Raw genomic sequence first — 23428 nt, 5'->3', positions numbered from 1 at the left:
GACTATTTACTTTCACGTTTTTGCATTCAATATTAGGAAGTAGCAGATATGTCAGCTAAACAAGTTAAGTTCTCCGATGATGCTCGTAAACGCATGGCCCGCGGTGTCGACGTTCTCGCCAACGCGGTAAAAGTTACCCTCGGCCCGAAAGGCCGTAACGTAGTACTGGAAAAATCTTTCGGCTCCCCCACCGTTACTAAAGACGGTGTTTCTGTTGCCAAAGAGATCGAACTGAAAGACAAGTTCGAAAACATGGGCGCGCAAATGGTGAAAGAAGTCGCTTCACAGACTTCTGACGCTGCAGGCGATGGCACGACTACCGCTACTGTTCTGGCCCAGGCCATTATCGCTGAAGGCCTGAAAGGCGTGACGGCGGGCATGAACCCGATGGATCTTAAGCGCGGCATCGACCAAGCGGTCAACGCTGCGGTTAAAGAAATCAAAGCCATGTCGGTACCTTGCACCGATACCAAGTCGATTGCTCAGGTAGGCACTATCTCTGCAAACGGCGACAAACGCATCGGTGAAATCATCGCCGAAGCGATGGAAAAAGTCGGCAAAGAAGGCGTCATCACCGTTGATGAAGGCCGTGGCTTTGAAGACGAGCTGGAAGTCGTTGAAGGTATGCAGTTTGACCGCGGCTACCTCTCGCCCTACTTCGTTACCAACCAGGACACCATGACGGTTGAACTGGAAGATCCCTACATCCTGCTAGTGGATAAAAAGATCTCCAACATCCGTGAGCTGCTGCCGGTTCTCGAAGCTGTTGCTAAACAAGGCAAGCCACTGGCCATCATCGCTGAAGATATCGAAGGCGAAGCCCTGGCAACGTTGGTTGTAAACAACATGCGCGGTATCGTTAAAGTAGCCGCTGCTAAAGCACCGGGCTTCGGCGACCGTCGTAAGTCCATGCTGCAGGATATCGCTATTCTGACTAACGGCACGGTCATTTCTGAAGAAGTCGGCCTGACGCTTGAGCAAGCCAACCTGGATCACCTGGGTACTGCTAAGCGCATGACGATGTCTAAAGAAAACACCACTATCATCGATGGTGCTGGTGCAGAAGGCGATATCGAAGCACGCGTTAACCAGATCCGCGCGCAAATCGAAGACACCTCTTCTGACTACGACAAAGAGAAACTGCAAGAGCGCGTTGCCAAACTGGCAGGCGGTGTTGCCGTTATCCGCGTCGGTGCTGCCACCGAAGTAGAAATGAAAGAGAAGAAAGCCCGTGTTGAAGACGCTCTGCACTCTACTCGTGCAGCCGTTGAAGAAGGCGTGGTGCCAGGTGGCGGTACAGCACTGGTTCGCGTAATGGCCAAAGTACAGGGCCTTACTGGCGATAACGAAGACCAGAATCACGGTATCAACATGGCGCTACGCGCTATGCAGTCACCACTGCGTCAAATCGTTTCCAACGCTGGTGAAGAGCCTGCCGTTGTGATTAACCGTGTGAAAGATGGCGAAGGCAACTTCGGCTACAACGCACAAACCGGTGAGTATGGCGACCTGTTTGAAATGGGCGTCCTGGATCCAGCGAAAGTAACCCGTACTGCACTGCAGTCCGCTGGTTCTGTTGCTGGCCTGATGATCACCACTGAGTGCATGATCGCAGAAGACCCTGAAGAGAAAGACTCTGCACCTGATATGGGTGGCATGGGCGGAATGGGTGGTATGGGCGGCATGATGTAATGCACCCCTGAGCCCTTCGCTCTATCGACGGCTAGCATTTAGCTGTCAACAAGAACCCCGCCTTGTGCGGGGTTCTTGCGTTTTGAGGCGCCTACAGGCGCGAGGTTGTCGATAGCGTTTTGTCAGCCATTTCCAGGGCCGAACGTGCTACTATCTGGGCGATTTTTTTAAGCTACATTTTCACTACTGGGCACCAGCGCATGTTGCAGCATATCCGTATCGTACTCGTTCAGACCTTCCATCCCGGCAATATCGGCGCTGCCGCGCGAGCCATGAAAACCATGGGCCTGACCGAGCTGGTGCTGGTTAATCCGCGCCTATTCCCCGATGAAGAAGCGAATCGGCTAGCGGCGGGTGCCACTGATGTCCTGGAGAGTGCGCGGGTGGTTACCTCGCTGGAGGAAGCCGTCAACGACTGCGTGCAGGTCGTGGGTGCCAGTGCACGCTTGCGCAGCCTGCCCCTTCCCCACTTTGACGAACCTGATGAGATGGCAACAGACGTCATCCAGAACGCTCAAACGGCGCCGGTGGCACTGGTGTTTGGGCGTGAACGTTCGGGGCTGACTAACGATGAGATTCGCTGCTGCACGCATCAGGTCAGCATTCCTGCCAACCCTGATTACGGTATTCTGAATCTATCCCAGGCAGTACAGATACTCGCTTATGAAGTACATCGCGCCTGGCGTAAAGGTGATGGGAGCGGTTTTACTTATCAGCGCCCGCTGGAGGCAACGCCACCCAGCCGCGAACAGTTCTTACACTTTCAAGCGCATCTGGGCCGCTTAATGCAGGAAAGTGGCTTTTTAACCCAGCCACATGCCCGCACTGAAGAGCAGCTTCAAGCCCTATTCGCTCGCGCTCAGCCCAGCCGCAAAGAGCTTTCGCTTCTGCGTGGGCTATTAAGCGCGTTTGAAAGTCATCTGCCTAAATAGTGATAGAGTTAAAGCGACTAAAAAGGGACAACCAAGTTGTCCCTTTTTAGTTTGAAGATAAGGCTTTTAGAGCATCATTGCCGCTAGCCAGCCAAAGCCGACTAACGGAATGTTGTAGTGCAGAAACGTTGGCACCACGCTGTCCCACATATGATCGTGCTGACGGTCAACGTTAAGGCCTGAAGTGGGGCCCAGGGTAGAGTCAGAGGCAGGCGAGCCTGCATCACCCAACGCCGCTGCCGTACCCACCAGCACCACCGTGGCCATGGGAGAGAAGCCAAACTGTACCGCCAAGGGCACAAAGATGGCAGCAATAATGGGAATGGTTGAGAACGACGAGCCGATACCCAGGGTAATGAATAGCCCTACCAACAGCATCACCAGCGCCGCTAGCCCACGGTTATCGCCAAAGAGTGAAAAAGCTCCTGACACCAGGGCATCAATCTCTCCCGTGGTTTTCATGACCTCGGCAAAGCCCGCTGCGGAGATCATGATAAAACCAATCAGCGCCATCATGCGCATACCGCTGGTAAATAGATCGTCAGCTTCGCGCCACTTAAAGATGCCCCCCATTGAAAGCAGGCCAATCCCTACCAAGCCCCCCAGTATCATTGAGCCACTGTAAAGCTGGAGGCCGAGCGCTGCGACGATTGCCACCCCCGACATCACAAGCCCCAGCCTATGCGGTTTGGCGGGCGTATGGCCTTCGGTAACGTTGGCGTTAGCGATATCTTCGGCTTGATACTCACGCGGGCGGCGGTAACTCCAAAATAGCGCAACGATTAGCCCCAGTGCCATCCCCCCTACCGGTACTGCCATGGCCAGCGGCACCATGCCACGGGTGATCTCTAAACCCAGCGGTTCCCCAGCGCTATTTAAGTTGGCCAAAAGAATATCGTTTAGAAAGATAGCCCCAAACCCTACCGGCAGCAGCATATAAGGGGCCGTTAAACCAAAGGTGAGCGCACAGGCCACCGCGCGTCGATCCAACTTTAAGCGGTTCATCACGGTTAATAGCGGCGGAATCAGCACCGGTATAAAGGCAATATGTACCGGGATAGCGTTCTGAGAAGAAATAGCCACCAACAACACAGCCGTTAGCAACAGCATTTTGACCCGCGTCTGCTGCGCAACGGTTGCCTCTTTTTTACCCAGCAGCGTAATCAAACGATTAGCCAGCATATCCGGTAGCCCAGAGCGAGAGATCGCCACAGCGAAGGCCCCCAAAGTGGCGTAGGCCAGCGCCACCTGGGCCCCGCCGCCCACGCCTGTATTAAAGGCTTCCAGAGTTTGTTCTAGTGACAACCCGCCCACTAAACCGCCGACTAAAGCGCCCACCACTAACGCAAATACCACCGAGACACGCGCCAGCGATAGCGCCACCATCACCAGCACCGCAAGAATTACTGCATTCATGAAAATCCTTAGAGCTATTGAGAGGTCATTAACGGCGAAGGGGGCGGATTTTAGCAGATTAATAGCATAAAACTAATACTGCCTTACTTACCTATTCCTAGCTTCTAAAAGCGCACAACGCATGCGATAGTGAGCTAACTGTTAGCCTGCCAACAAAGAGAACATCATGGCCTTCGTTCTTCGCCACTCACTGCTGCTGATTATATTGGGAAGCTTGGTTATTTCCACGGCCATGGGCTTACGCCATGGTTTCGGGCTCTTTATGGAGCCCCTCAGCAGCGAGCTCGGCTGGGGGCGTGGTGTATTTGCTTTTGCACTAGCCTTACAAAACCTGGTTTGGGGCTTATCGCAACCCTTTACCGGGGCGCTCGCGGATCGCTTCGGTGCGGCCAGGATTATCGTTGTTGGCGGCTTGCTGTATGCCTTGGGGCTGCTGTTTATGAGCCTCTCTACGTCAGAACTAGGCATGACGGTCAGCGCCGGGCTGTTGATTGGCCTTGGCCTCTCCGGTACCACATTCTCGGTTATTTTAGGTGCTGTGGGGCGCGCAGTGGCGCCTGAAAAACGCAGTATGGCCATGGGGATCGTTAGCGCAGCGGGCTCGTTTGGGCAATTTGCCATGCTGCCTGGCACTCTGGGTTTGCTCGAGTGGCTCGGCTGGGCCGCAGCGCTGATGGCGATGGCAGCTATCGCGACCATCATTCTGCCCCTGGGGGCAATGCTGCGCGACAAGCCCTCCGCCAAAACGGCATCCGATTTAAGCCTCAAAGATGCGCTCAACGAAGCAGCAGGCCAAAAAGGCTTCTGGCTACTCTGTTTAGGCTTTTTTGTCTGTGGCTTTCAGGTGGTGTTCATTGCCGTGCACCTCCCCGGCTACTTATTCGATAACGGCCTGGCGGTAAAGGTGGGTACGACGGTACTGGCCTTAGTGGGACTGTTTAATATTGTTGGCACTTATACCGCGGGTTGGATGGGCGGCATCTGGTCAAAACCCAAGCTGCTAACCTGGCTCTATTTGATTCGCGGCGTAGTGATTACGGCGTTTGTTTATTTGCCGTTAAGCCCAACCAGCGCTTCCCTATTTGGTATCGTCATGGGGCTTCTATGGCTCTCTACCGTACCATTAACCAACGGCATTGTGGCTTCCGTGTTTGGTGTTCGTCACCTCTCCATGCTGGGCGGCATCGTATTTCTGTTTCACCAGTTAGGCTCTTTTATGGGTGTATGGCTGGGTGGCTATTTTTATGACCTTACTGGCAACTACAATACGGTCTGGCAAATTGCTATTGTGCTCTCGGTCGTCGCTGCTGCACTGCATTGGTTTATCAATGAAAAGCCGCTCGAGCGCTCGCAGTCAACAACGGTGATCCCATGACACGCAATAATTTACTCAAGGCCATGGTGGCAACTCTGCTGTTTAGCTGTTTAATACTCGCATGGTGGGGCTGGCAGCATATGGATGCTGCCTTGCTACTGATGGGAACCCGGTTATGCTAACGAGCAAAGGTTGACTACTTGCTAAGATGACTATTCCTTACCCTGAGCATGTCACCGTGGTGGTAACCACTTTTATTACCGTGGTCATTGCGGTGCTGCTTCACTATGAAGCCCTGTGGCTTATCTCGCACCAAATAGAAAAATCTCGAAGACCACATCGGCAACGCATCCTGGCGATGGCGTTTGGAGTATTGATGACCCACGTTGTCGAAATTTGGCTATTTGGCATCACTGGCTGGTGGCTTACCGAGCAATTAAGCATTGGTGCTTTACATGGGTACGACAGCTTCAACATTTTTGATTATATCTTCTTCTCTGCGGTGACCTATACCACCGTGGGCTATGGCGATATATATGCCATTGGGCCGGTACGTTTTCTGTACGGCACGCTGGCTTTAACAGGCTTTGTATTGATCACTTGGTCAGCATCATTCACTTTTATAGAAATGCAAAAGCACTGGCGAGTTGGAAGATAATCAGCTTCGTTACGCGCTCTAGGGATCCGGCATGTTTGAAGTGGTTATTCTATCGGTAGCGTTTATCTTTGGTATCGCAGCACGACAGCTAAGTTTACCGCCACTCGTGGGGTTCTTATCAGCAGGGTTTGCACTCAATGCCTTTGGGCCCAGTATTGGCTTCCCAAGTGATGCGGGCCCAATGCTTGAACACCTTGCCCATCTAGGGGTTCTGCTACTGCTGTTCACCATTGGTCTTAAACTCAATATCCGCAGCCTGGCAGAGCCCGTTGTGCTAGGAAGTTCCTTTATACACTTGGCAATTACCTGCCTGTTGTTTACATCTGGTTTTGTCATTTTTCTATCGCTGCCCCTGGACAAAGCAATTCTGCTGGCCACTGCGCTGTCTTTTTCAAGCACGGTATTAGCGGCCAAAGTCCTTGAAAGCAAACGCGAATTACGCGCCCTACATGGCCGAATTGCGATTGGCATTCTGATTATTCAAGACCTTGTGGCTTTAGCCGTTCTCAGCATCTACAGCGGCAACTCCCCTAGCCCCTGGGCCGTGCTGGTTTTTTTGGTACCGCTATTAAGGCCGGTACTTTATTGGCTTATGAACGCGGCGCAGCACGATGAATTACTGGTGCTACTAGGCGCCGTATTAGCTATTGCCGTTGGCGGCATGGGCTTTGAAGCAGTGGGTTTAAGCTCAGAAGTAGGAGCCCTGGTCATGGGCCTGCTGCTGGCCAAACACCCCCGTGCGCAAGAATTATCCAAGGCGCTCTGGGGGCTGAAAGAAGTATTGTTAATCAGCTTCTTTCTGCAGATAGGCATGGCTGGCTTACCTGATCAAGACGCACTGCTATTTGCGGTTATCCTAGCAGTTCTGCTTCCGCTTAAAGGGATCCTGTTTTTTGCACTACTCATTGCCTTCCGAATCAGGGCACGCAACGCCTTTTTGGGAGGCTTAAGCTTGACGGCTTACAGTGAGTTTGGCCTGATCGTCGCTGCGAGCATTTTGCAAGAGTGGCTTGTTCCTTTGGCAATTACCGTTGCCTTGTCGTTTGTCATCGCCGCACCGCTGAATCGCATTGCCCATCAGCTTTTTGATCGCTGGGAGAAACACCTGCTCTGTTTTGAGCGGCACGCCCGACATCCTGACGAACAGCCTGTGGATTTAGGCAACGCCACCATCTTAGTGCTAGGCATGGGGCGAACCGGTAACGCCGCCTACGACTTTTTTACCGATAAAGGTTTGTCTGCCGTGGGCATCGATTCAGATCCCAATAAAATAAATACCCAACGGCATGTTTTTTATGGTGATATTGAAGATGTGGGATTTTGGCATCACCTGCATATTGCGCAAATAACCGCAGTAACGCTGGCCACCCCAGAACTTGAGAGCAAGCTTATTGCCACCCGCGAACTGCGTAAAGCGGGCTTCACTGGCCACATTATTGCGGGCATCCACTTCCAAGATGAAGCCGAACCGCTGCATACCGCTGGAGTAGATCAAACGTATTTGCTGATGACCGGTGCTGGCATCGGTATTGCCGAGAAAACCTGGGAATGCCTGCAGTCGCCGCCGTTGTAAACGCTTAAGTAAATGGTGCTAACTAATTTGACGATGGCACCAAAAACGCATCAGCCCCCTGCTTGGGCGAGAAAAGCAGCGCCATAAAGAACCAGCAGGTAGCGACGAGCACGATCGCACCGCCCGAGGCAACGCCCAACACCACCGAAAGCCATAGCCCGATGACCGCCGAGCTATCCTACACCCACGGAAATCAGCATTATGGTTTTAAAACGGTCGGTGAGCAGGTGTGCCGTTGCTCCTAGGGTGATCAGCATCGCCACCACTAAAATGATACCCACCGTTACCAAACCCGCCACGATGGTAGGGAAGGAGAAGTCGCATTCTCTTGCGCTTCGGCACTGGGCGCTTCGGTACAGGCTAGTGCAGCGCTCAGCCATAGCGGTAGGCTCAAGGCCATACCCAGATTGCGCTTACTCATTATCTCTCCTTTTTTGTACATGACCGATAAGTATATTGCAGCTCAACAAGAAAGCATTGTGCAAATAGTTTAGCCTAGGCTAACAATATTGCACAAAAATACGTTACTATCCCAGCGACTATCCAATGATTGTTCCCACTGCTTCCGATATAATTTACCAATGACTGATTCTAATCCGAACGCCTCATTGACTGCCCCAAGCATTCCTGGAGATGCCCTGCCCCCTGTGGAGCAGCATGCCCAGCAGTATGCAACGGTGCGAAATGCCCACGAAACCGAACTGATTGAAGACTACGTTGAGCTAATTGGCGACCTGCTGGCCCACCGCGGCGAAGCGCGCGCGGCGGACATTGCCAGCCGTATGGCGGTCAGCCAGGCGACGGTTTCAAAAATGATTCGGCGTTTAAATGAGCTGGAGTTGGTTACTAGCAAGCCATATCGCTCGCTGTTTCTAACCGAAGCGGGTCAAAAAATGGCGGAAACGTCACGCGCTCGCCACGATATCGTGCTGCACTTTTTACGCGCCCTTGGGGTGAGAGATGCGACTGCGCGTATTGACGCAGAAGGCATGGAGCACCATGTGAGCGACGAAACCCTCGCCATTATGCAGCGCTTTACCGAGCAGCAGCAAAACAGCTAACCCCACTACTCCTCATCAGTGGGAAAACGCAATTGATTCACCTGGGTGATGGCGCCGTTCCAAATCATTTCCAAATAAGTGGTTTGGATAATGTCAGCAACGCCGCTTGGTGTCATCAGCGCCCAGTAGTTACTAGTTTAATAAAAAGTATCTGCAAACACAGTTTTTTACTCTTATTGATCAACCTTCTGTTACCTTGACGGGCATCCCCAACCGCCCGATGCCCGGCAATTTCAAAGCGGGTCGCATAACATCGATACCAAAGCTCAAGCCCAGGAGGTTAAGTTCAATGCCCTCCTCAAGCGCCAACATAATGCCAACCACCCCACCCAAAGACAGCTGGTAACCGCTGCCACTGGGCGCAGCAGCAAAAACGCCATTGAAAATATAATCCTTACCAATAGCAGTTACCGGGAGCGTCACCTCAAAGCCTGGCACTTCGCGTATAACCCAGGCAATAAAGCTATTGCTGTTCGGGCCAGGCCACACTCGATAAAGCTCAGCTTGTGGGTAGTCAGCGGCGGCGGCCTCTATCTGCGGTATTATCTGTGCAGCCGCCTCGCCGCGATAGTCAGCCAACAGTGTAGGAGGACTGCCAAACCAGGCTCGATCAGGCGTGTCGATTGAAGACACCACCGTGGGACGCCGCCAGCTCAACACCTGATGCAGTCGGTAACTATCGGCGTTTTCAGTCTTGGTCGCAATCCAGATATGCTCGCCAAACGCTCCGCGCCAGTTATAAGCCCGGGCTGAATATACCTGAACGACGGCTTCAGCATTCACCGCTGGATCAGGCGCTATGCCAGCAGATGACCGATCCAGCGACGACCAATGCCCATCGGTCGCCACCTGATTACTCGCCAATAGCCAAACAGGCCCCGCTAACAGCAACGCTAACAGCAACGCTAACAGCAACGCTAACAGCAACGCTAACAGCGCCACTAGACTATGAAGCCAACGCAGTAGCATTTTCATCGCATTATCCGTAATTGGAGATTATCTGTTTATTACCGCATAGCTCAATGGGTGCAAGTATAGATTCCAACGACGCCATGTGCTCTATAGAGTATGATCAACAGTACAGTAAGCTACTTTTCAGGCACCACTTGAAAAATTAAAGAAAAATTTATACCAAAAAAACCCTCCAATATTTATGGAGGGTTTATATTTTATGAACCTTATACAGAGTCAACAACATTTCATTTTATTGATCAAGACCTCTCGGGCTTTGCAATACCTATTAGCAAGGCTAACTTATAAGTAGTTGAGTAAATCTTAAAGTAATAACACAACAAATATGCCAAAAACTTTCTAGAAAATGAGAGTCCTTTTCTACCAAAAATATTTAACTGTCTTCGTGGAGGAAAATAGCCTTTAAGAAGAATTAAAAAAAAGGTATTTTTAGAAGCATTATTTTTATTGCATACTTCCCCACCGATCACCCTTTTGCGTTTTTTTAGCATAGCTTTCATATCGGCACGAGCAGGATGATTTACAATAACGTCTGGAGCATACTCAATAGATATACCTTTATCTTTTGCTCGCCAGCCCCACTCATTATCGCCTCCTGACATTAATGTATCGTTAAAAAGCCCAACCGTCTCAAAGTGTTTCGCCAATGTAATCATATTGGCAGTTGCTGCTCCTCCAGTCTGAGCATATTTTTCCTGATCAAAGGCAAAAGCTTTCTCATAAATTTCGACTAGGGTGAGCTTATCAGACTTAAAAAAAAGCTCTATTTTTCCTGCTATTCGCTCTACACCTTTATCAAAATGGTTAACAGCAGCTTCCAACCAGTAAGGATCCGGAATACAATCAGAATCAGTAAAAGCAATAATTTCACCTTTCGCCAATTTTAAAGCTGCATTTCTTGCAGCATATGATCCCGGCTTTCCCTCTTTAATGATACAGAAATTGTGAGGCAAAGAGAAATCAACAGGTGGTGTATCTTCTGGTGCATTATTTACAATAATAACTTCAAAATCATCCTGGGGAAATGTTTGGTTTTTCAAAGCATTAACACACAGCTTCAATCGAGCCCAATCATGATAAGTAGGCACAATTACTGAAGCTCTTGGGCTGCGAACCTTCGTAACCCCACCTGCATCCTCTATCGCACTTTTACATTTCACCGCTTTTTCAAATTCATAAATGGACATTTAGTTGCTCTCCCCGTAATTATTAAAAACCTGAAAAATTGACGTCTGATGCTCAAGCGAAGCTTTCAGGCTTGGGGTGATATATTCCAGATAATTTCGAGTCAGGTGGTGGGTATCAGACCACATCAATCTTTCATCAAAATATGCCGGACATAATCCCTCAACACAAATTAATTCGGTAAAGTCTATTGAGATAAACAGAGGTATTTCACCTACATACGCATCTGCAGGATTAACAGATAGCAACACCTCTTCAATGGGTCGAGCACATAGGCTTGCCTCATGACGGTTCTTCCAAACGCAATAGCTTGGATCACTTTCAAACCAAGGGTTATCTCTTATACCCATTACAAAAATACCTAAAGCAGATATTTCCTTCCATTTTTCCACATGTCCAGAAGGAACAAACTCAACAGGATTCCCTACTACTAATCTATTCTCACGGGGACGATTCGACCTCGTCGAGTTTGTTATAACAAGATCAGGGGACAGGTCACTTAAATAATCAACGATATTTTCATTCCATAACTTACAAGTATCATTACCTTCCACAATTTCATAGCCAAGGGAACAAGAATTCTTTATGATACTTACCACTTTAAATCCATATTCATTCCCTAGACTCGAGAAAAAAGGTTCCCACTGACCTATATGCGACCCGCCTACGAGTGCGACTACATTTCCTGAAGAGGTATCTCCAAAATCACAAGATGAAATTTTGGACTCTGTAATGACCGTAGCACAACCATTATCTCTGTCCATGGTCTCGCCTAAGTCATTAGAAATGGCGGTAACATACCAATAGTTCAAATTGGAAGCATCGTCTTGTATAGAAATCTCATCGCCCTCGAATGCAGATCTTTTAAAATCAACTTTTACATCATGCAGATTTTCAATATAGTATTTAGCACCCAACCCAAGCGTAACCGAAGGAATGAAAAATGAAAAACCTGCAATATAGGAGATCCAAACCCTAGACTTGGGTATTTTCCTAAAAGGCTTTTCAATCAACCAGGTCGTAATAATAGCCAGCAAAACTCCTAATACAACAATGGTCATACCTTTTACAACGCCTAAGTTTGTTGTTTCATAATAGTGCTGAAAAAAAACCAATATCGGCCAGTGCCAAAGGTAAATGGTAAAAGACATGGCACCCAACATGACAAGATATCGATTTGACAATAACCTATTCACCAGTGTACGTTTTTCAGATTCGTTTCCTGAAATGATGATAAAAGCAGCTGAAACAACAGGAAATAGCGCGACATATCCAGGGAAATTCCAGTCGCTAGGAAATGCTATACCGATGCTAAAGAGAATAAAAATACCTAGAAAAGAGATGATTGATGCCGTTTTTTTATTCAACTTAACATAAGGGATAAATATAGCAACCAAGGCGCCGGCTAGAAACTCCCAGACTCTTCCCAAAGGATTAAAATAGGCTGTGTTAGGAGTAAAATGCGTAGAGACCAACGAGTAAAAAAAAGAAATAAAAAAAACTATAGAAACTCCCAACATTAAAGGTATCAATGATTTCATTTTGTTTGAAATATACAATAGTGGCCCAATAAGCAAAGGGAGAAAGGCATAGAATTGCACTTGAATTGATAGTGCCCAATACTGTTGAAAAGGGCTTGCTGGGTCTCCAATTTGTAAGTAATCAACCTCTCTTCTTATTAGCAATAAGTTTTCTAAATGCCCTGCGCTAAAAATAAATTCATGTATTGTAGCCACCCAGTAAACAGGTGGTACGAAAAAATAACTGAGAATGAAAGTCGTTAAGAGTACAACATAAGCGGATGGAGCCACCCGTTTAATAATTCCTCCCCAAAAATGAAAGGGCTTTATATTACCATCCCTTGCATACTGACGAAGCAACATTCCGGTCATTAGAAAACCAGATACAACGAAAAATACATCGACACCTCCAGATACCTTCTGAAACCAGATATGGAAAACAAGCACCAGCATCGCGCCGATGGCACGAACTCCTTGAATATCCTTACGATACTTGTTATCGAGAGTATAAACATCAAACGTTTTGTTCACTTCTATCCTCCTTAATAAATAGCAAAAACATTCAATACATCTACCCACAGATACCCTTGAGGGCCTCCAGAGGAGAGTTTAAAGTCTGCGTAAAGGAGTTTCGGCAAAAATAGATAATTTTCTTACTCATCAACGGGTATTTTCTAGAAAAACCAACCTCGAGTTAAATCAATTAGCTCCTAAGTAATCATTCATTAGTATTTTGATAAAACCATCTATGTGTTTCGTATTCGCTTGCTCACCATCTTCAGCATTAACCGTTAATACTGGTACTCCTCTTTTCTCAAATTCCCCGATCATTTTATTTCTTTTTTTTTGAGCTTTTCTACAATATTCAGCAATTTCATATTCATGTTTATTTTTATAATATGGCAACAGGTTACCAGTCTTCCTATAACGCTTAAGAATGCGCTCCGCTATAATTTCTGGCCGAGCGGTCATATGCACAATAACCCTTTTTTCCATCAGCTTACTAAATAAAGTCTTATCTTTTCCCCAATTATCACTAATTTCATATTTGAAGTGGTGAAAAAGGCCTTCGTCTATTAGCAAGACAGTCGGGATTTTTTTATCTTCAACATATTTATCTATTGCTCTTGGAGTAATAGCGCACTGGGAATACTTAAACCTTGATTTTTCATTCTCTAAACTTATTAACTTGTAATCTAAAATTCTTTTATAAGCACTATCGATGTTCGTATTACGTTGTAGTCTGGCAATCCACAATCTTGCACGAATAAAATCTTTAATTAACCTCTTTTCTTCCATATAATCTATCAGAGTACTCTTCCCCCCCCCTGGACACCCTACAACTTCTATAAAAAGTGATTTATTTGCGTTCTCTATCTGATAATCAAAGACACCTTTCACAAAAAAATGTGCCTCATACTCAAAAGTACGCAGTCGACCTAACCAGTTTTTTGCGATGAATTCTAATTGTGTCATGGCTAATCACCTAATAAGGAAGATGTTGCATAGATTTATTATTATTCGCTGAGATATGCTGACGTCAGACAGGGTAGTTAGTGTTAGCGACACAACAGTTCCCGCGAATCATCTGAGAATTGCGCCGTTATTTAGATAGTCAACTTTACTTTATCACTTTAATTTCGAAAAAAATCTCTGCGATAAAAAAGAAGATACGGTTTTTAACCACTTAGCACACGATCCCGTAATCTACAGTAATATGGCTGAGGTATTATTAGAGTCGCCAAGGTCATCCACTGGCGGGGCCGCATACTCAATAGTATTAATGAGCATATATCTTTCTTAACCGACCTTCCAACTATCTTTTTTTCAACCGCCCATGACAATATTTTACGATTAATGGCGGCATTTAGATAATGTTTTTCAAGCCACGTTAGGCCAACTTCACATTCACTCTTTAAGTCTAAGCAAGGATGAATTTGAATCATATTATTTTTGTCGCTTACCACGCCACTATTATGAAGCAACCACATGCTCGTAACGATGGGATCATAGTGAACCATTTTAAGACTGCATATAACTTTTAACCAAAAATAAACATCCCCAGCACGTCGGTATCGATCAACAGGAAAACCACCAAGGGCCATGAATGTATTTTTATGTATGCAAGCGCCGTTCATGTGAATGAAATCAGAACGTGAGAACGCTGCTAAAGCTTCCTGTCGACTCATGACTCCATTTTTTAAAGGTTCACTTCTCGGAATTACTATATTTCCTTCCATCTTCCGAAATGCATTTACAAAAAGATTAACAGATGGGTTTACGGAAATAGCATTAGCAAACCTTGAAAGGTGGTCATACACAAGCAGGTCGTCTGCATCAAAAAAAACCAACCATTCAGCTGTTGCCTGCTGTGCTCCATAATTGCGTGCTGCGTAGCCGCCTGGGCCAGGCTTATCTCGCTGGAACAGTCGCAGCTTACCCTTGCGTTCCTCTTGTAATAAAATCTGGAGAGACCCATCTGTAGAGGCATCATCAACGACAATGATTTCAAAATTCTTAAAGGTCTGATTATAAAGACACGAGAGAGAGTCCAACAAAGTTGAAGCCTTGTTATGAACAGGCACTATGACAGAAAACTTATACATAAACTCACCTCGTCTTAAGCTATTAGCCAACTTTATCCAAAAAACTATAAACTTTCACATTTATAAATTCTCAATGGAAGACATTGACTTTTAACCGGTGAATCAATGTATTCAATTTCAGGTGAAAACAAAAAACCTTCAACCAACCCAGCTGTTACAATACCAGCTTTTTTTAACTGTCTTCTTCGTAATAATTTTAATATCATATATAAATCTAAACACATAATTTTTACTACGACATGAGCTGGACGATATTTTTTTGTGACAAATATTCTATTTCTTATTAAGTGTTTATAATACTTAAGACGCACCTCACTATTTTCAGAAATAATATTTAGCACTCCTTTCTCCTGCCGTAAATGTATCACTTTGCTGGCACCCACAACAAACCCGGGAACATCTTCCGTTATTCTTAATGTATATTCAGTATCCTCGCCCCATATGAACATATCGGAAATAGGCAAACCATACCTGTCAATGGTACCGCGGGGAACAAGAATAGATACAAAAGTTGCTCGATCAACGGAGACAACACCATATTGAGCAAATTTTGGCCAATCTTTATATCCAATATGATTAATTTTTTTGTTGATAGAAGGTGAATTAGTTACATAACCATTTTCTGTAAAAGCAGTAGAGATCAGGTAGGCTCTGTCAATACCATTTTTATCCAAGGTATTATCTGCTTCAATCAATCTTTGCAAGGCAAACGGCTCCGGAATGACATCATCGTCCATCATCCAGATATAATCGGCTCCTTCCTTATATGCGAGACGAAACCCAGCATTGAATCCACCTGCTGCACCTACATTCTGCGACAGCAAATACACTTTTAGATTCGAATAGTCCAATTTACTTAGCATTTCTTGTGTATTATCATCGCTAGCATTATCGACCACAATCACCTGGTCACAAATGCATGTTTGTGAATAAATGGCAGCTAAACATAGCTGTAGCAAATCCTGCCGATTGTAGGTGAGTATCACCGCGATCACCTTGCTCATAGTGTCCCCTGCATAATCATGCCCTTGAAAACTCAATACAGCGTTTAATTATTAGCTAACATATACATGCGATTAATACGGCAGCACCTGACCTTAGTTACCATTTTAATATAATAAACATTTTTGTTTGGTATAAAGAGAAGCCTGGAATTCCGTGCATTCGTAAAATGCAAATGGAGAACATACACACTTTATGTCGCTAATTATTTAGGATTATGCTATTCCAGGTGCGATCCCTAAAGCATATCAAAGATGAGCATCATTATAATTTCCAAAGGCTCACCCTTTTCAAGCGGCGCCGGATGCTTCTTGGAATGTTATTATAAAAAAATTTAACAAAAGCAATTGGAAAATAGTAGAAAGGAGCTTTAAGCTGTCGTAATTTTTTTAGACTAATTTTCAATGAATTAAATGTATAACTCAATCGATTTCCGACTTCAAAGCTCTGTCCTTCATGAAGTCGTTTAACTGTTAGCGGTAAATCCACTTGGTAAAATATAAAACCTTTTCTCAGAGCGCGTACCCACAGGTCTATATCGACCTGTCTAAACAATGCTTCATCGTACCCTCCAACCTCATCAAAAAATCGTCGAGAGAACAATATAGAGCTATGATTTATTGGATTGTTAACATAAAAACTATCACACCCCATTGGTGTGACTGAGAATCCTCTACTAATAACTAACTCCCCTTCCCCTTCTCCATAAACGATCTGGCTAGCTGTTACGACAAGCTCCACATTTGGAAATAGGCTTATAGTAGCGACCTGCTGCGCCAATTTTTCGGGTAGCCATTGGTCGTCTGCGTCGATATTGGCCAGCCACGGATAACGAGTATGGTTGACAGCAAGGTTAAGCGCCCGCGCACGACCAACACCTTGCGTATCCACTAACTGAACCTGGACAGGGGCCATGTGACGTAACTTCTTGAGCACTTCCCAGGTATCATCGTCTGACCCATCGTTGACCACAACAACTTCTTTAGGTAGATAGGTTTGAGAAAAAACGGAAGAAAGACTTGATTCCAGGTATTTGGATCCATTTTTCACAGTCATAATGACAGAAATATCAATCTGATTCATTAGGCCACCTCCATGGCATCAGACAAGCTGATGATGAGAATTTTTTCTATTAATAATAATTAGCATAAATAGACAGTAAAAACTCACTAGCATATTAACTAAAGAACTAACAATTTATTTAGCCAGAAAATAATTTATATCTCTTTTCTATCGGCGAAATTTCATATTGACTACTTTCCATATCAATAATTTTATTTTATTCTTGGCAAAACGAGCCCCAAGCTTATCTTCAGGGTTATATATACGGCTATCACTAAAACAGAAAACAGGCTTACCTGCTTCTCGACAAATTAGTTTTGCTTGATAAGAATTAAACTCGACAAACAAGTCCGCCGTGGATGCAACAAAAGTCTCAACCTTGAATTTCACCTGCGAATCAATAGTCATGACATTATTATTATTTTTCTTCATAACGAGATTACGATACGAAACCCCGTTATCCATCAGTAAAGCTTCTACCTTATGTCGGTTTGACTCACTCTGAGACGTAACGATTGTATCGATATCTCTTGAAGGAAGGTAACGAAAGCGTATAGTACCTGTATCATCACAAAGTTCGTTTTCTGACATCATCCCCTCAAGACAAATACAAGACCTACTCATTACATTATGATGAAATATATTCCATTCAAAAGCTCTTGGATGGGGAAGAAATTCAAGAATAATATCTACATCACTTCTGATTGGCTTGCCTGAGTAAATAGCCAGTGTCGATGCACGTGCTGCTAACCAATCGGGAAGCGCGTTAATTTCGTTTCTTATTGAATTTCCGGTCATTATACTGTCGTCTACAATAAGAACTTTTTGTGCCTCCCAGGGAGAGTTCAAATCTTTTCTCACGCATCGCGTAAGCCCTTTTTTCAATGGATAATTATTAACCCAGGATGAAATATCCGTACAATTTATATTTAGTGCAAGTGCAATCATGTAGGCGGGAACCATACCACTTCTTGGTACCCCTACGACTAAGTCCCAGTCACCAGAAAATTTTTCAAAATTCTTTGTAATATCCCTGCCGAGATCACCATATGACTTGAACTGAATCTGCATTAAGTTTTCTCCGACAACTCGCTCAATATTTTCAGCAACAGCTATCTACCACCCATTTAGCTGATACAGATAGATATATGGTGACCACCAATCGAAATACCTATTGCATCAGAGATGCCGCAGCTATTAAATTAGATAAAATCAGGAAATTAGTATCGAGGCTGTTAGTACTTTTGCAGGGTATAATGTAGATAACACGCAGTACTACGCTACAATTTTATTTAGCAGTAATAGTATCAAATGGTTTTTGCACCCTATTACGAAGCTCTGGTTTTCCTATACCCATTGCTTCAAGCATAACGGCATTGACTTTATGCACATCGTATTTATCTTTAGCAATCTCGTGGGAGCGCTGTCCCATGGTTTTAACTAAAGCTGGTCTGTCAATAAAGTGTTGCATGGCTTTAACAAGCGCATCGACATTTTTTACAGGTATCAAGTAGCCGTTATCGCCATTAGTGACGGTTTCTCGACATCCAGGTGCATCGGTAGTGATGACCGCTCGCCCCATAGACATGGCTTCCAGAATTGAGCGCGGCGTGCCTTCTCGGTAATAACTAGGCAGTACAAAAACGCTACTCTCGGCAAGTGCCGGGCGCACATCATTCAGCCAACCCAAGTGTTCAAGCGATCCCTCCCCCACCCAAGTATCCAGCTCTTGTTGCGAAATCGTATCGGGGTTGCTGTCGATATCACCAGCCAGTTGAAATACTACCTCAGGGCGCTGCTGCTTGATTCGCCTAGCTGCCTCAGCGTACTGGCGGACACCTTTGTCTGCCAACAAGCGAGCAACCAATAAAAAACGTGGCGGCCCATCAGGTAAAGGGGCTGCAGCAAAATGCGCCATATCGACCCCTGACCCATTGAGTACTTGGGAAGGTACGCGATCGCGTAGTATTCCCAAATCACGAAATAAGCTTTCATCATCGGGGTTCTGGAAAAACACCTTATCCACCTTATTCAAAGCTGCCGAATACAGCCTACGCACCAGATGGAAAACCAGAGCGCGCTTACCGCGTGCCTCTCCGGCAAAGGCATATCCCAGGCCAGTGATCAATGCATAACGTTGAGGAACCTTCGCCAGCCAAGCCGCCAACATCCCATACACCACCGGCTTGATGGTATATGCCAGAACGACATCGGGTCGTATATTACGCATCAACAAGTAAAGTGCTTTTAGCGTCAAAAAATCATACCACGGGTTAAGGCCTGTTCGTTGCATGGGGATATCGTGAACAAATACTCCCCAAGCCTCTAACTGGCGGCATGTCCTTGGATCATCATGTAACCCTGGTGATGCCGCATGTACTTCTAATCCTGCACTAATCAGGCTTTGTACGAGCGGCCCTCGAAAATTGACTAAGGAATAGCTAGAGCCCGACACTAGCAAAAAGCGACGTTTTGGTTTATTAAGCTTAGAGTTCATGCTGCCTCCTCAACGAACACCAGATAGTAAAAAAATTACCAGCTAAAAACATATAAATTCTAAAATATAAACGCCTACTTATAATAAAGACCCATGCATAACATAAATGCATCCTTAAAGTAGTGAATATAAACAAAACCATGTAATACATGGAATATTTAATTAGAAGCTAGATATGAAGATTCTAATGGGCTGGGCCTACCTACTGAATAATAAGTAAATCCTTTCGCCCTCATTCGGCGCGGCTCATAAATATTACGCCCATCAAAGATAGTGGGTTCAGTTAATTTCTCTTTAATAAGATCAAAATCAGGTGCACGGAAGTTCTGCCACTCCGTGACGATAATCAAGGCGTCAGTATTCTTTAAAGCTGCTTCTTTGGTTCCACAAAGGATTAAGTGATCATGACTCCCGTAAAGACGCTGAGCTTCTTCCATGGCTTCCGGATCATAAGCCTGCACCTTGGCACCAGCTGCCCAAAGTGCCTCCATTAGTACCCTGCTGGGGGCATCGCGCATATCATCAGTGTTGGGCTTGAATGAAAGCCCCCAAATGGCGAAGGTCTTACCCTTTAATTCAGCATGGAAGTGCTGGCTTATCTTATTGAATAGCGTGTTTTTTTGCTCTTTATTACGCGACTCCACTGCTTTGAGTAATTTGGCGTCAAAATCAATGGTATTCGAGACGTGGATAAGAGCCTGCAGATCTTTAGGAAAGCACGAACCGCCATAGCCCACACCGGGATAAATGAAGTCGTAACCAATGCGTGGATCCGAGCCTATTCCTTTACGCACCGCCTCAATATCGGCACCCAGACGCTCAGCTAGGTTTGCCATTTCGTTCATAAAACTGATTTTGGTAGCCAACATGCAATTAGCTGCATACTTGGTCAGTTCGGCACTTTTTACATCCATCACTATGATCTTGTCGTGATTACGATTGAAGGGGGCGTATAGCTCGCGCATGACTTCAATCGTGGCATCGCACTCTGTGCCGATAATAATACGATCAGGCTTTTGGCAGTCTACGACCGCACTACCTTCTTTTAAAAACTCAGGATTAGACACCACGTCAAACGCGATATCATGGCGTCCGCGCCTTTCCAGCACTTTTTCCACCTCGTCACGCACTTTGTCAGCACTACCTACAGGTACGGTGGATTTGTTAATGATAATTTGGTTCTGCTCCATATGTTCGGCAATGGTGGCAGCCACAGTGAGAACGTACTTGAGATCAGCACTACCGTCTTCGTCCGGTGGAGTTCCCACAGCAATAAACTGTACTTGGCCATGGTTGACTCCCGCGGCCGCATCGGTAGAAAACTCAAGGCGCCCAGCGGCGTAGTTCTCTTTTACTAAAGATTCTAGACCAGGTTCATAAATAGGGATGCTGCCCTGCCTAAGTTGTTCGACCTTATGATCATCTAGATCGATGCAAACAACATGATGGCCAACTTCAGCCAGAATAGTTCCTTGAACCAGGCCTACGTAACCCGTGCCGAAAACTGTAACGTTCATTGGATTTCCTAACTGGAGAGTAAAGTGATGAGAAAAACTAGAGAGAAGTTTTATTTAGGCAAGCTATGAATTTCACTTATGGTGCTGCTCGCCTTATTTGGCGAATAGTAACTTCGATACCATTCGACAAACTTGGCAACGCCATGAAAAACTGATGTGGCGGGCCTATAACCAACCTTTTTTTCTAATTCACCTGAATCCGCATAAGTGTCTGGAACATCGCCAGGCTGCAAAGGCAGTAGATCCTTGATGGCCTTTCTACCTAATGCTTTTTCAATGGCTTCGATATAGATGTTGACCGTCACAGGATCATTATTGCCAATGTTGAAGATACGAAATGGCGCATTGCTGGTAGCAGGGTCAGGGTTATCGCTATTCCACTCAAAAGCAGGAGTGGCTATATCATCACTGGCGCGAATAACGCCCTCAACAATATCATCCACATAGGTGAAGTCGCGGGTATGGCAGCCATAATTGAAAACCTGGATGGGCTCATTGGCCAAAATATTTTTGGTGAATTTAAAAAGCGCCATATCTGGGCGCCCCCAGGGGCCATAGACGGTGAAAAACCTTAGCCCGGTGGTCGGTAATCCAAACAAATGACTATAACTGTGGGCCATCATTTCATTGGCTTTTTTGGTGGCAGCATAAAATTGCAGTGGATGGTTGGCTCCTTCATGCTCGGAAAACGGCATTAAAGTATTAGCGCCATAAACACTACTGGTACTGGCGTACGTCAGGTGCGCAATGCTGGAGTAACGACACGCCTCCAAAACATTAGTAAACCCAATCAAGTTACTTTCCACATAACTAAGTGGGTTTTCCAGCGAATAACGAACCCCTGCTTGGGCAGCTAGATGAATAACTCGGTCAAAGTGGTGTTCATTAAAACACTCGGCCACCGCCTGTTGATCAGCTAGATTAGCGCGAATAGAAAGGTAGTCGTTTCTTGTCTCTTTCGCCGTCTGCTCAAGAATTTTTAGGCGCGCCTCCTTAATGGCAGGGTCATAATAGTCATTGACGCTATCAAAGCCGACGACACTATCACCGCGCTCCAGTAGCCGCTTGGCAGTGTGAAAGCCGATGAATCCGGCATGTCCGGTAACAAGAATCTTCATTTAATAACTCCATGACGTGGGAGGAATAGAGGGCATTGGCAGGAGTAGGGCAAATAACAGCGCTAATCTCAGCTGCGTACAAAGCGCTGAATATGGCGCCAGCTCACTCGCCTCAAGCCATCCAACGTCAAGGGCACCAGAGCCACTGAACGCACCATGGCAAGTAATGGACGCGGAAGCTCACTCAGACATAAGGTTCGCGGCAGGCCGGTATAGGGAAACCAACATTGTCGATAGGAGCTCTGCCGGGCTGAAGGAGGTAAATCGCCGGTAAAAATCGAAGGTACGGCGTACCAGGCATAGTTGCCTTTCAGCGTCTTTATTTCGTCAGAACCGGGCTGTAGAAACTCGAAATCGATAATCTTTAGCCCTTGGCAAGGGTCATAGATAAGGTCATGCGGATTAAGATCGATGCATTCATAGCCAAGACTGCGATAGTGCAAAATAACGGCTCTCACGCGCTCGATGGCCCAGATAGGCAGCAAACCATGATTTGAAAAAGGCGCACGAGGCGATAAAATGCGTTCCATGCAATTGGCATAGCGCTCAAACACTAGATAATGAGTACCGACTTCTAGCAGACGGGATACTTCTGGCAGAGAGGCACCGAGTTCACGCGCCTTTACTTCACGCTCTAGGTAGCGCTCACGCCCAGGCCGAAATGTCTTGCAAATCGCCTCAGTGCCATGAAAATCCACCAGCTCTACTTTGGCTCGGCAAACCTCTTTACTTAGGTCAGCTAATACCGGGTAAGGTGTGCGAAATGCTGCATCGTTGCTTAGGGCTGTTTCACGTATCTTACCGATCTGCTCGGGCACCAAGGTTTTGAGATACTTAAACGCCTGATCCGCATCGCGGGAGCAATGTATCGGACTCTGTTGTTCTGCTTTGCTCTCCTCTGGAGAGAGCGTGGCACTGAAGGTTGCCCTGATGGTAGGTAGTCTTAAATTGGGAGAGTCACTCGACATCCGCTTCACCGGTACTGGATGGACATCCTGTACCACAAGCAGAAAAACTGGCGGCGACCCACTGCTGGCAAAATTTCCTTGCTCTTGTCCATCATCAAGCACCCACTGAGCGAGCGCCTGTTGCTGCCCACTTTCGATTGGCACGCTACACAACACATTAAATCCATAGTGATCAAGCAACTTAAGAAGGGTGTCCAGATACGCCAACTCACACTCTCTAATCAGAAAAACAGTAATCCCGGATAGCCACTCTTGTTGCTCGTCATTAGATTGTTTATTCATCATGACTTGCCTCCTTGTGCTAAAGAGAGCACTTATTTTTAAATAAGCATTG

Annotated in this window: 21 protein-coding genes and 2 pseudogenes; 8 read left to right on the top strand and 15 right to left on the bottom strand. The window is 46.0% G+C overall.

Annotated features, from left to right (window positions below):
• Window positions 1-48 precede the first annotated feature (48 nt).
• Together groL and YERSI8AC_RS10915 are read left to right on the top strand one after the other, a co-directional pair.
• On the top strand, window positions 49-1692 hold the full coding sequence (gene groL / locus YERSI8AC_RS10920) for a chaperonin GroEL (protein ID WP_133730648.1): 1644 nt from the start codon (window positions 49-51) through the stop codon (window positions 1690-1692).
• 200 nt (window positions 1693-1892) lie between these two features.
• A complete protein-coding gene (locus YERSI8AC_RS10915; protein ID WP_027959272.1) occupies window positions 1893-2624 on the top strand; it encodes an RNA methyltransferase in 732 nt (243 codons plus the stop codon).
• A gap of 66 nt (window positions 2625-2690) precedes the next feature.
• On the opposite strand, the gene YERSI8AC_RS10910 is transcribed toward YERSI8AC_RS10915, so the two are convergent.
• On the bottom strand, window positions 2691-4040 hold the full coding sequence (locus YERSI8AC_RS10910; protein ID WP_159176743.1) for a Na+/H+ antiporter family protein: 1350 nt from the start codon (window positions 4038-4040) through the stop codon (window positions 2691-2693).
• A gap of 166 nt (window positions 4041-4206) precedes the next feature.
• On the opposite strand from YERSI8AC_RS10910, the gene YERSI8AC_RS10905 reads away from it, so the two are divergent.
• The 5 genes and pseudogenes from YERSI8AC_RS10905 (at window position 4207) to YERSI8AC_RS10885 (ending at window position 7586) form a co-directional block, all read left to right on the top strand.
• Window positions 4207-5415 (top strand): MFS transporter, encoded by a 1209-nt coding sequence (locus tag YERSI8AC_RS10905; RefSeq protein WP_159176742.1) that lies wholly within the window; start codon window positions 4207-4209, stop codon window positions 5413-5415.
• Window positions 5412-5537, top strand: a complete 126-nt coding sequence (locus tag YERSI8AC_RS10900; RefSeq protein WP_268747805.1) for a hypothetical protein — start codon at window positions 5412-5414, stop codon at window positions 5535-5537. Before YERSI8AC_RS10905 ends, YERSI8AC_RS10900 begins: the two co-directional genes overlap by 4 nt.
• A gap of 26 nt (window positions 5538-5563) precedes the next feature.
• Window positions 5564-6013: a potassium channel family protein gene (locus YERSI8AC_RS10895; RefSeq protein WP_041158426.1), complete on the top strand. Its 450-nt coding sequence runs from the start codon at window positions 5564-5566 to the stop codon at window positions 6011-6013.
• A 31-nt stretch (window positions 6014-6044) separates the two neighbouring features.
• Window positions 6045-7052, top strand: a pseudogene (locus YERSI8AC_RS10890) (cation:proton antiporter domain-containing protein); the annotation flags it as partial.
• Between the two features lie 111 nt (window positions 7053-7163).
• Entirely contained in the window at window positions 7164-7586 is a 423-nt protein-coding gene (locus YERSI8AC_RS10885; protein WP_411906434.1) for an NAD-binding protein, read from the top strand.
• 18 nt (window positions 7587-7604) lie between these two features.
• On the opposite strand, the pseudogene YERSI8AC_RS10880 reads toward YERSI8AC_RS10885, so the two are convergent.
• Together YERSI8AC_RS10880 and YERSI8AC_RS10875 are read right to left on the bottom strand one after the other, a co-directional pair.
• Window positions 7605-7891, bottom strand: a pseudogene (locus tag YERSI8AC_RS10880) (metal ABC transporter permease); the annotation flags it as partial.
• Window positions 7870-8007 carry a hypothetical protein gene (locus tag YERSI8AC_RS10875; RefSeq protein WP_155705819.1) on the bottom strand — a complete coding sequence of 46 codons (138 nt, stop codon included), beginning with the start codon at window positions 8005-8007 and terminating at the stop codon, window positions 7870-7872. The pseudogene YERSI8AC_RS10880 and the gene YERSI8AC_RS10875, both read right to left, overlap by 22 nt.
• Before the next feature lie 160 nt (window positions 8008-8167).
• Here YERSI8AC_RS10875 and mntR point away from each other — a divergent pair, with 160 nt between their 5' ends.
• Window positions 8168-8647: a manganese-binding transcriptional regulator MntR gene (gene mntR / locus YERSI8AC_RS10870; RefSeq protein WP_022523680.1), complete on the top strand. Its 480-nt coding sequence runs from the start codon at window positions 8168-8170 to the stop codon at window positions 8645-8647.
• Window positions 8648-8827: 180 nt separating this feature from the next.
• On the opposite strand, the gene YERSI8AC_RS10865 is transcribed toward mntR, so the two are convergent.
• The 12 genes from YERSI8AC_RS10865 to YERSI8AC_RS10810 all read right to left on the bottom strand — a co-directional run bounded on the left by YERSI8AC_RS10865 (window position 8828) and on the right by YERSI8AC_RS10810 (window position 23379).
• Entirely contained in the window at window positions 8828-9622 is a 795-nt protein-coding gene (locus tag YERSI8AC_RS10865; protein ID WP_159176740.1) for a DUF3750 domain-containing protein, read from the bottom strand.
• A gap of 236 nt (window positions 9623-9858) precedes the next feature.
• A complete protein-coding gene (locus YERSI8AC_RS10860) occupies window positions 9859-10806 on the bottom strand; it encodes a glycosyltransferase (protein ID WP_009286559.1) in 948 nt (315 codons plus the stop codon).
• Window positions 10807-12855 carry an acyltransferase family protein gene (locus YERSI8AC_RS10855; RefSeq protein ID WP_159176739.1) on the bottom strand — a complete coding sequence of 683 codons (2049 nt, stop codon included), beginning with the start codon at window positions 12853-12855 and terminating at the stop codon, window positions 10807-10809.
• Window positions 12856-13023: 168 nt separating this feature from the next.
• Entirely contained in the window at window positions 13024-13800 is a 777-nt protein-coding gene (locus YERSI8AC_RS10850) for an AAA family ATPase (protein ID WP_159176738.1), read from the bottom strand.
• Window positions 13801-14003: 203 nt separating this feature from the next.
• Window positions 14004-14930 (bottom strand): glycosyltransferase family A protein, encoded by a 927-nt coding sequence (locus YERSI8AC_RS10845; protein ID WP_138800310.1) that lies wholly within the window; start codon window positions 14928-14930, stop codon window positions 14004-14006.
• 44 nt (window positions 14931-14974) lie between these two features.
• Window positions 14975-15934 (bottom strand): glycosyltransferase family 2 protein, encoded by a 960-nt coding sequence (locus tag YERSI8AC_RS10840; protein ID WP_236561336.1) that lies wholly within the window; start codon window positions 15932-15934, stop codon window positions 14975-14977.
• Window positions 15935-16196: 262 nt separating this feature from the next.
• Window positions 16197-17015: a glycosyltransferase family 2 protein gene (locus YERSI8AC_RS10835; RefSeq protein WP_138800308.1), complete on the bottom strand. Its 819-nt coding sequence runs from the start codon at window positions 17013-17015 to the stop codon at window positions 16197-16199.
• 147 nt (window positions 17016-17162) lie between these two features.
• Entirely contained in the window at window positions 17163-18065 is a 903-nt protein-coding gene (locus YERSI8AC_RS10830) for a phosphoribosyltransferase (RefSeq protein ID WP_159176736.1), read from the bottom strand.
• Window positions 18066-18282: 217 nt separating this feature from the next.
• Window positions 18283-19491: a glycosyltransferase family 4 protein gene (locus tag YERSI8AC_RS10825; protein ID WP_138800306.1), complete on the bottom strand. Its 1209-nt coding sequence runs from the start codon at window positions 19489-19491 to the stop codon at window positions 18283-18285.
• Window positions 19492-19649: 158 nt separating this feature from the next.
• On the bottom strand, window positions 19650-21008 hold the full coding sequence (locus YERSI8AC_RS10820; protein WP_138800305.1) for a UDP-glucose dehydrogenase family protein: 1359 nt from the start codon (window positions 21006-21008) through the stop codon (window positions 19650-19652).
• A gap of 50 nt (window positions 21009-21058) precedes the next feature.
• Window positions 21059-22126, bottom strand: a complete 1068-nt coding sequence (locus tag YERSI8AC_RS10815; protein ID WP_138800304.1) for an NAD-dependent epimerase — start codon at window positions 22124-22126, stop codon at window positions 21059-21061.
• A 68-nt stretch (window positions 22127-22194) separates the two neighbouring features.
• Window positions 22195-23379 carry a hypothetical protein gene (locus tag YERSI8AC_RS10810; RefSeq protein ID WP_138800303.1) on the bottom strand — a complete coding sequence of 395 codons (1185 nt, stop codon included), beginning with the start codon at window positions 23377-23379 and terminating at the stop codon, window positions 22195-22197.
• Window positions 23380-23428: the final 49 nt, after the last annotated feature.

The sequence above is a fragment of the Halomonas sp. 113 genome, assembly GCF_904067645.1.
In the GTDB taxonomy this organism is placed as follows: domain Bacteria; phylum Pseudomonadota; class Gammaproteobacteria; order Pseudomonadales; family Halomonadaceae; genus Vreelandella; species Vreelandella titanicae.
This window is presented reverse-complemented; position numbering and strand designations above follow the sequence as displayed.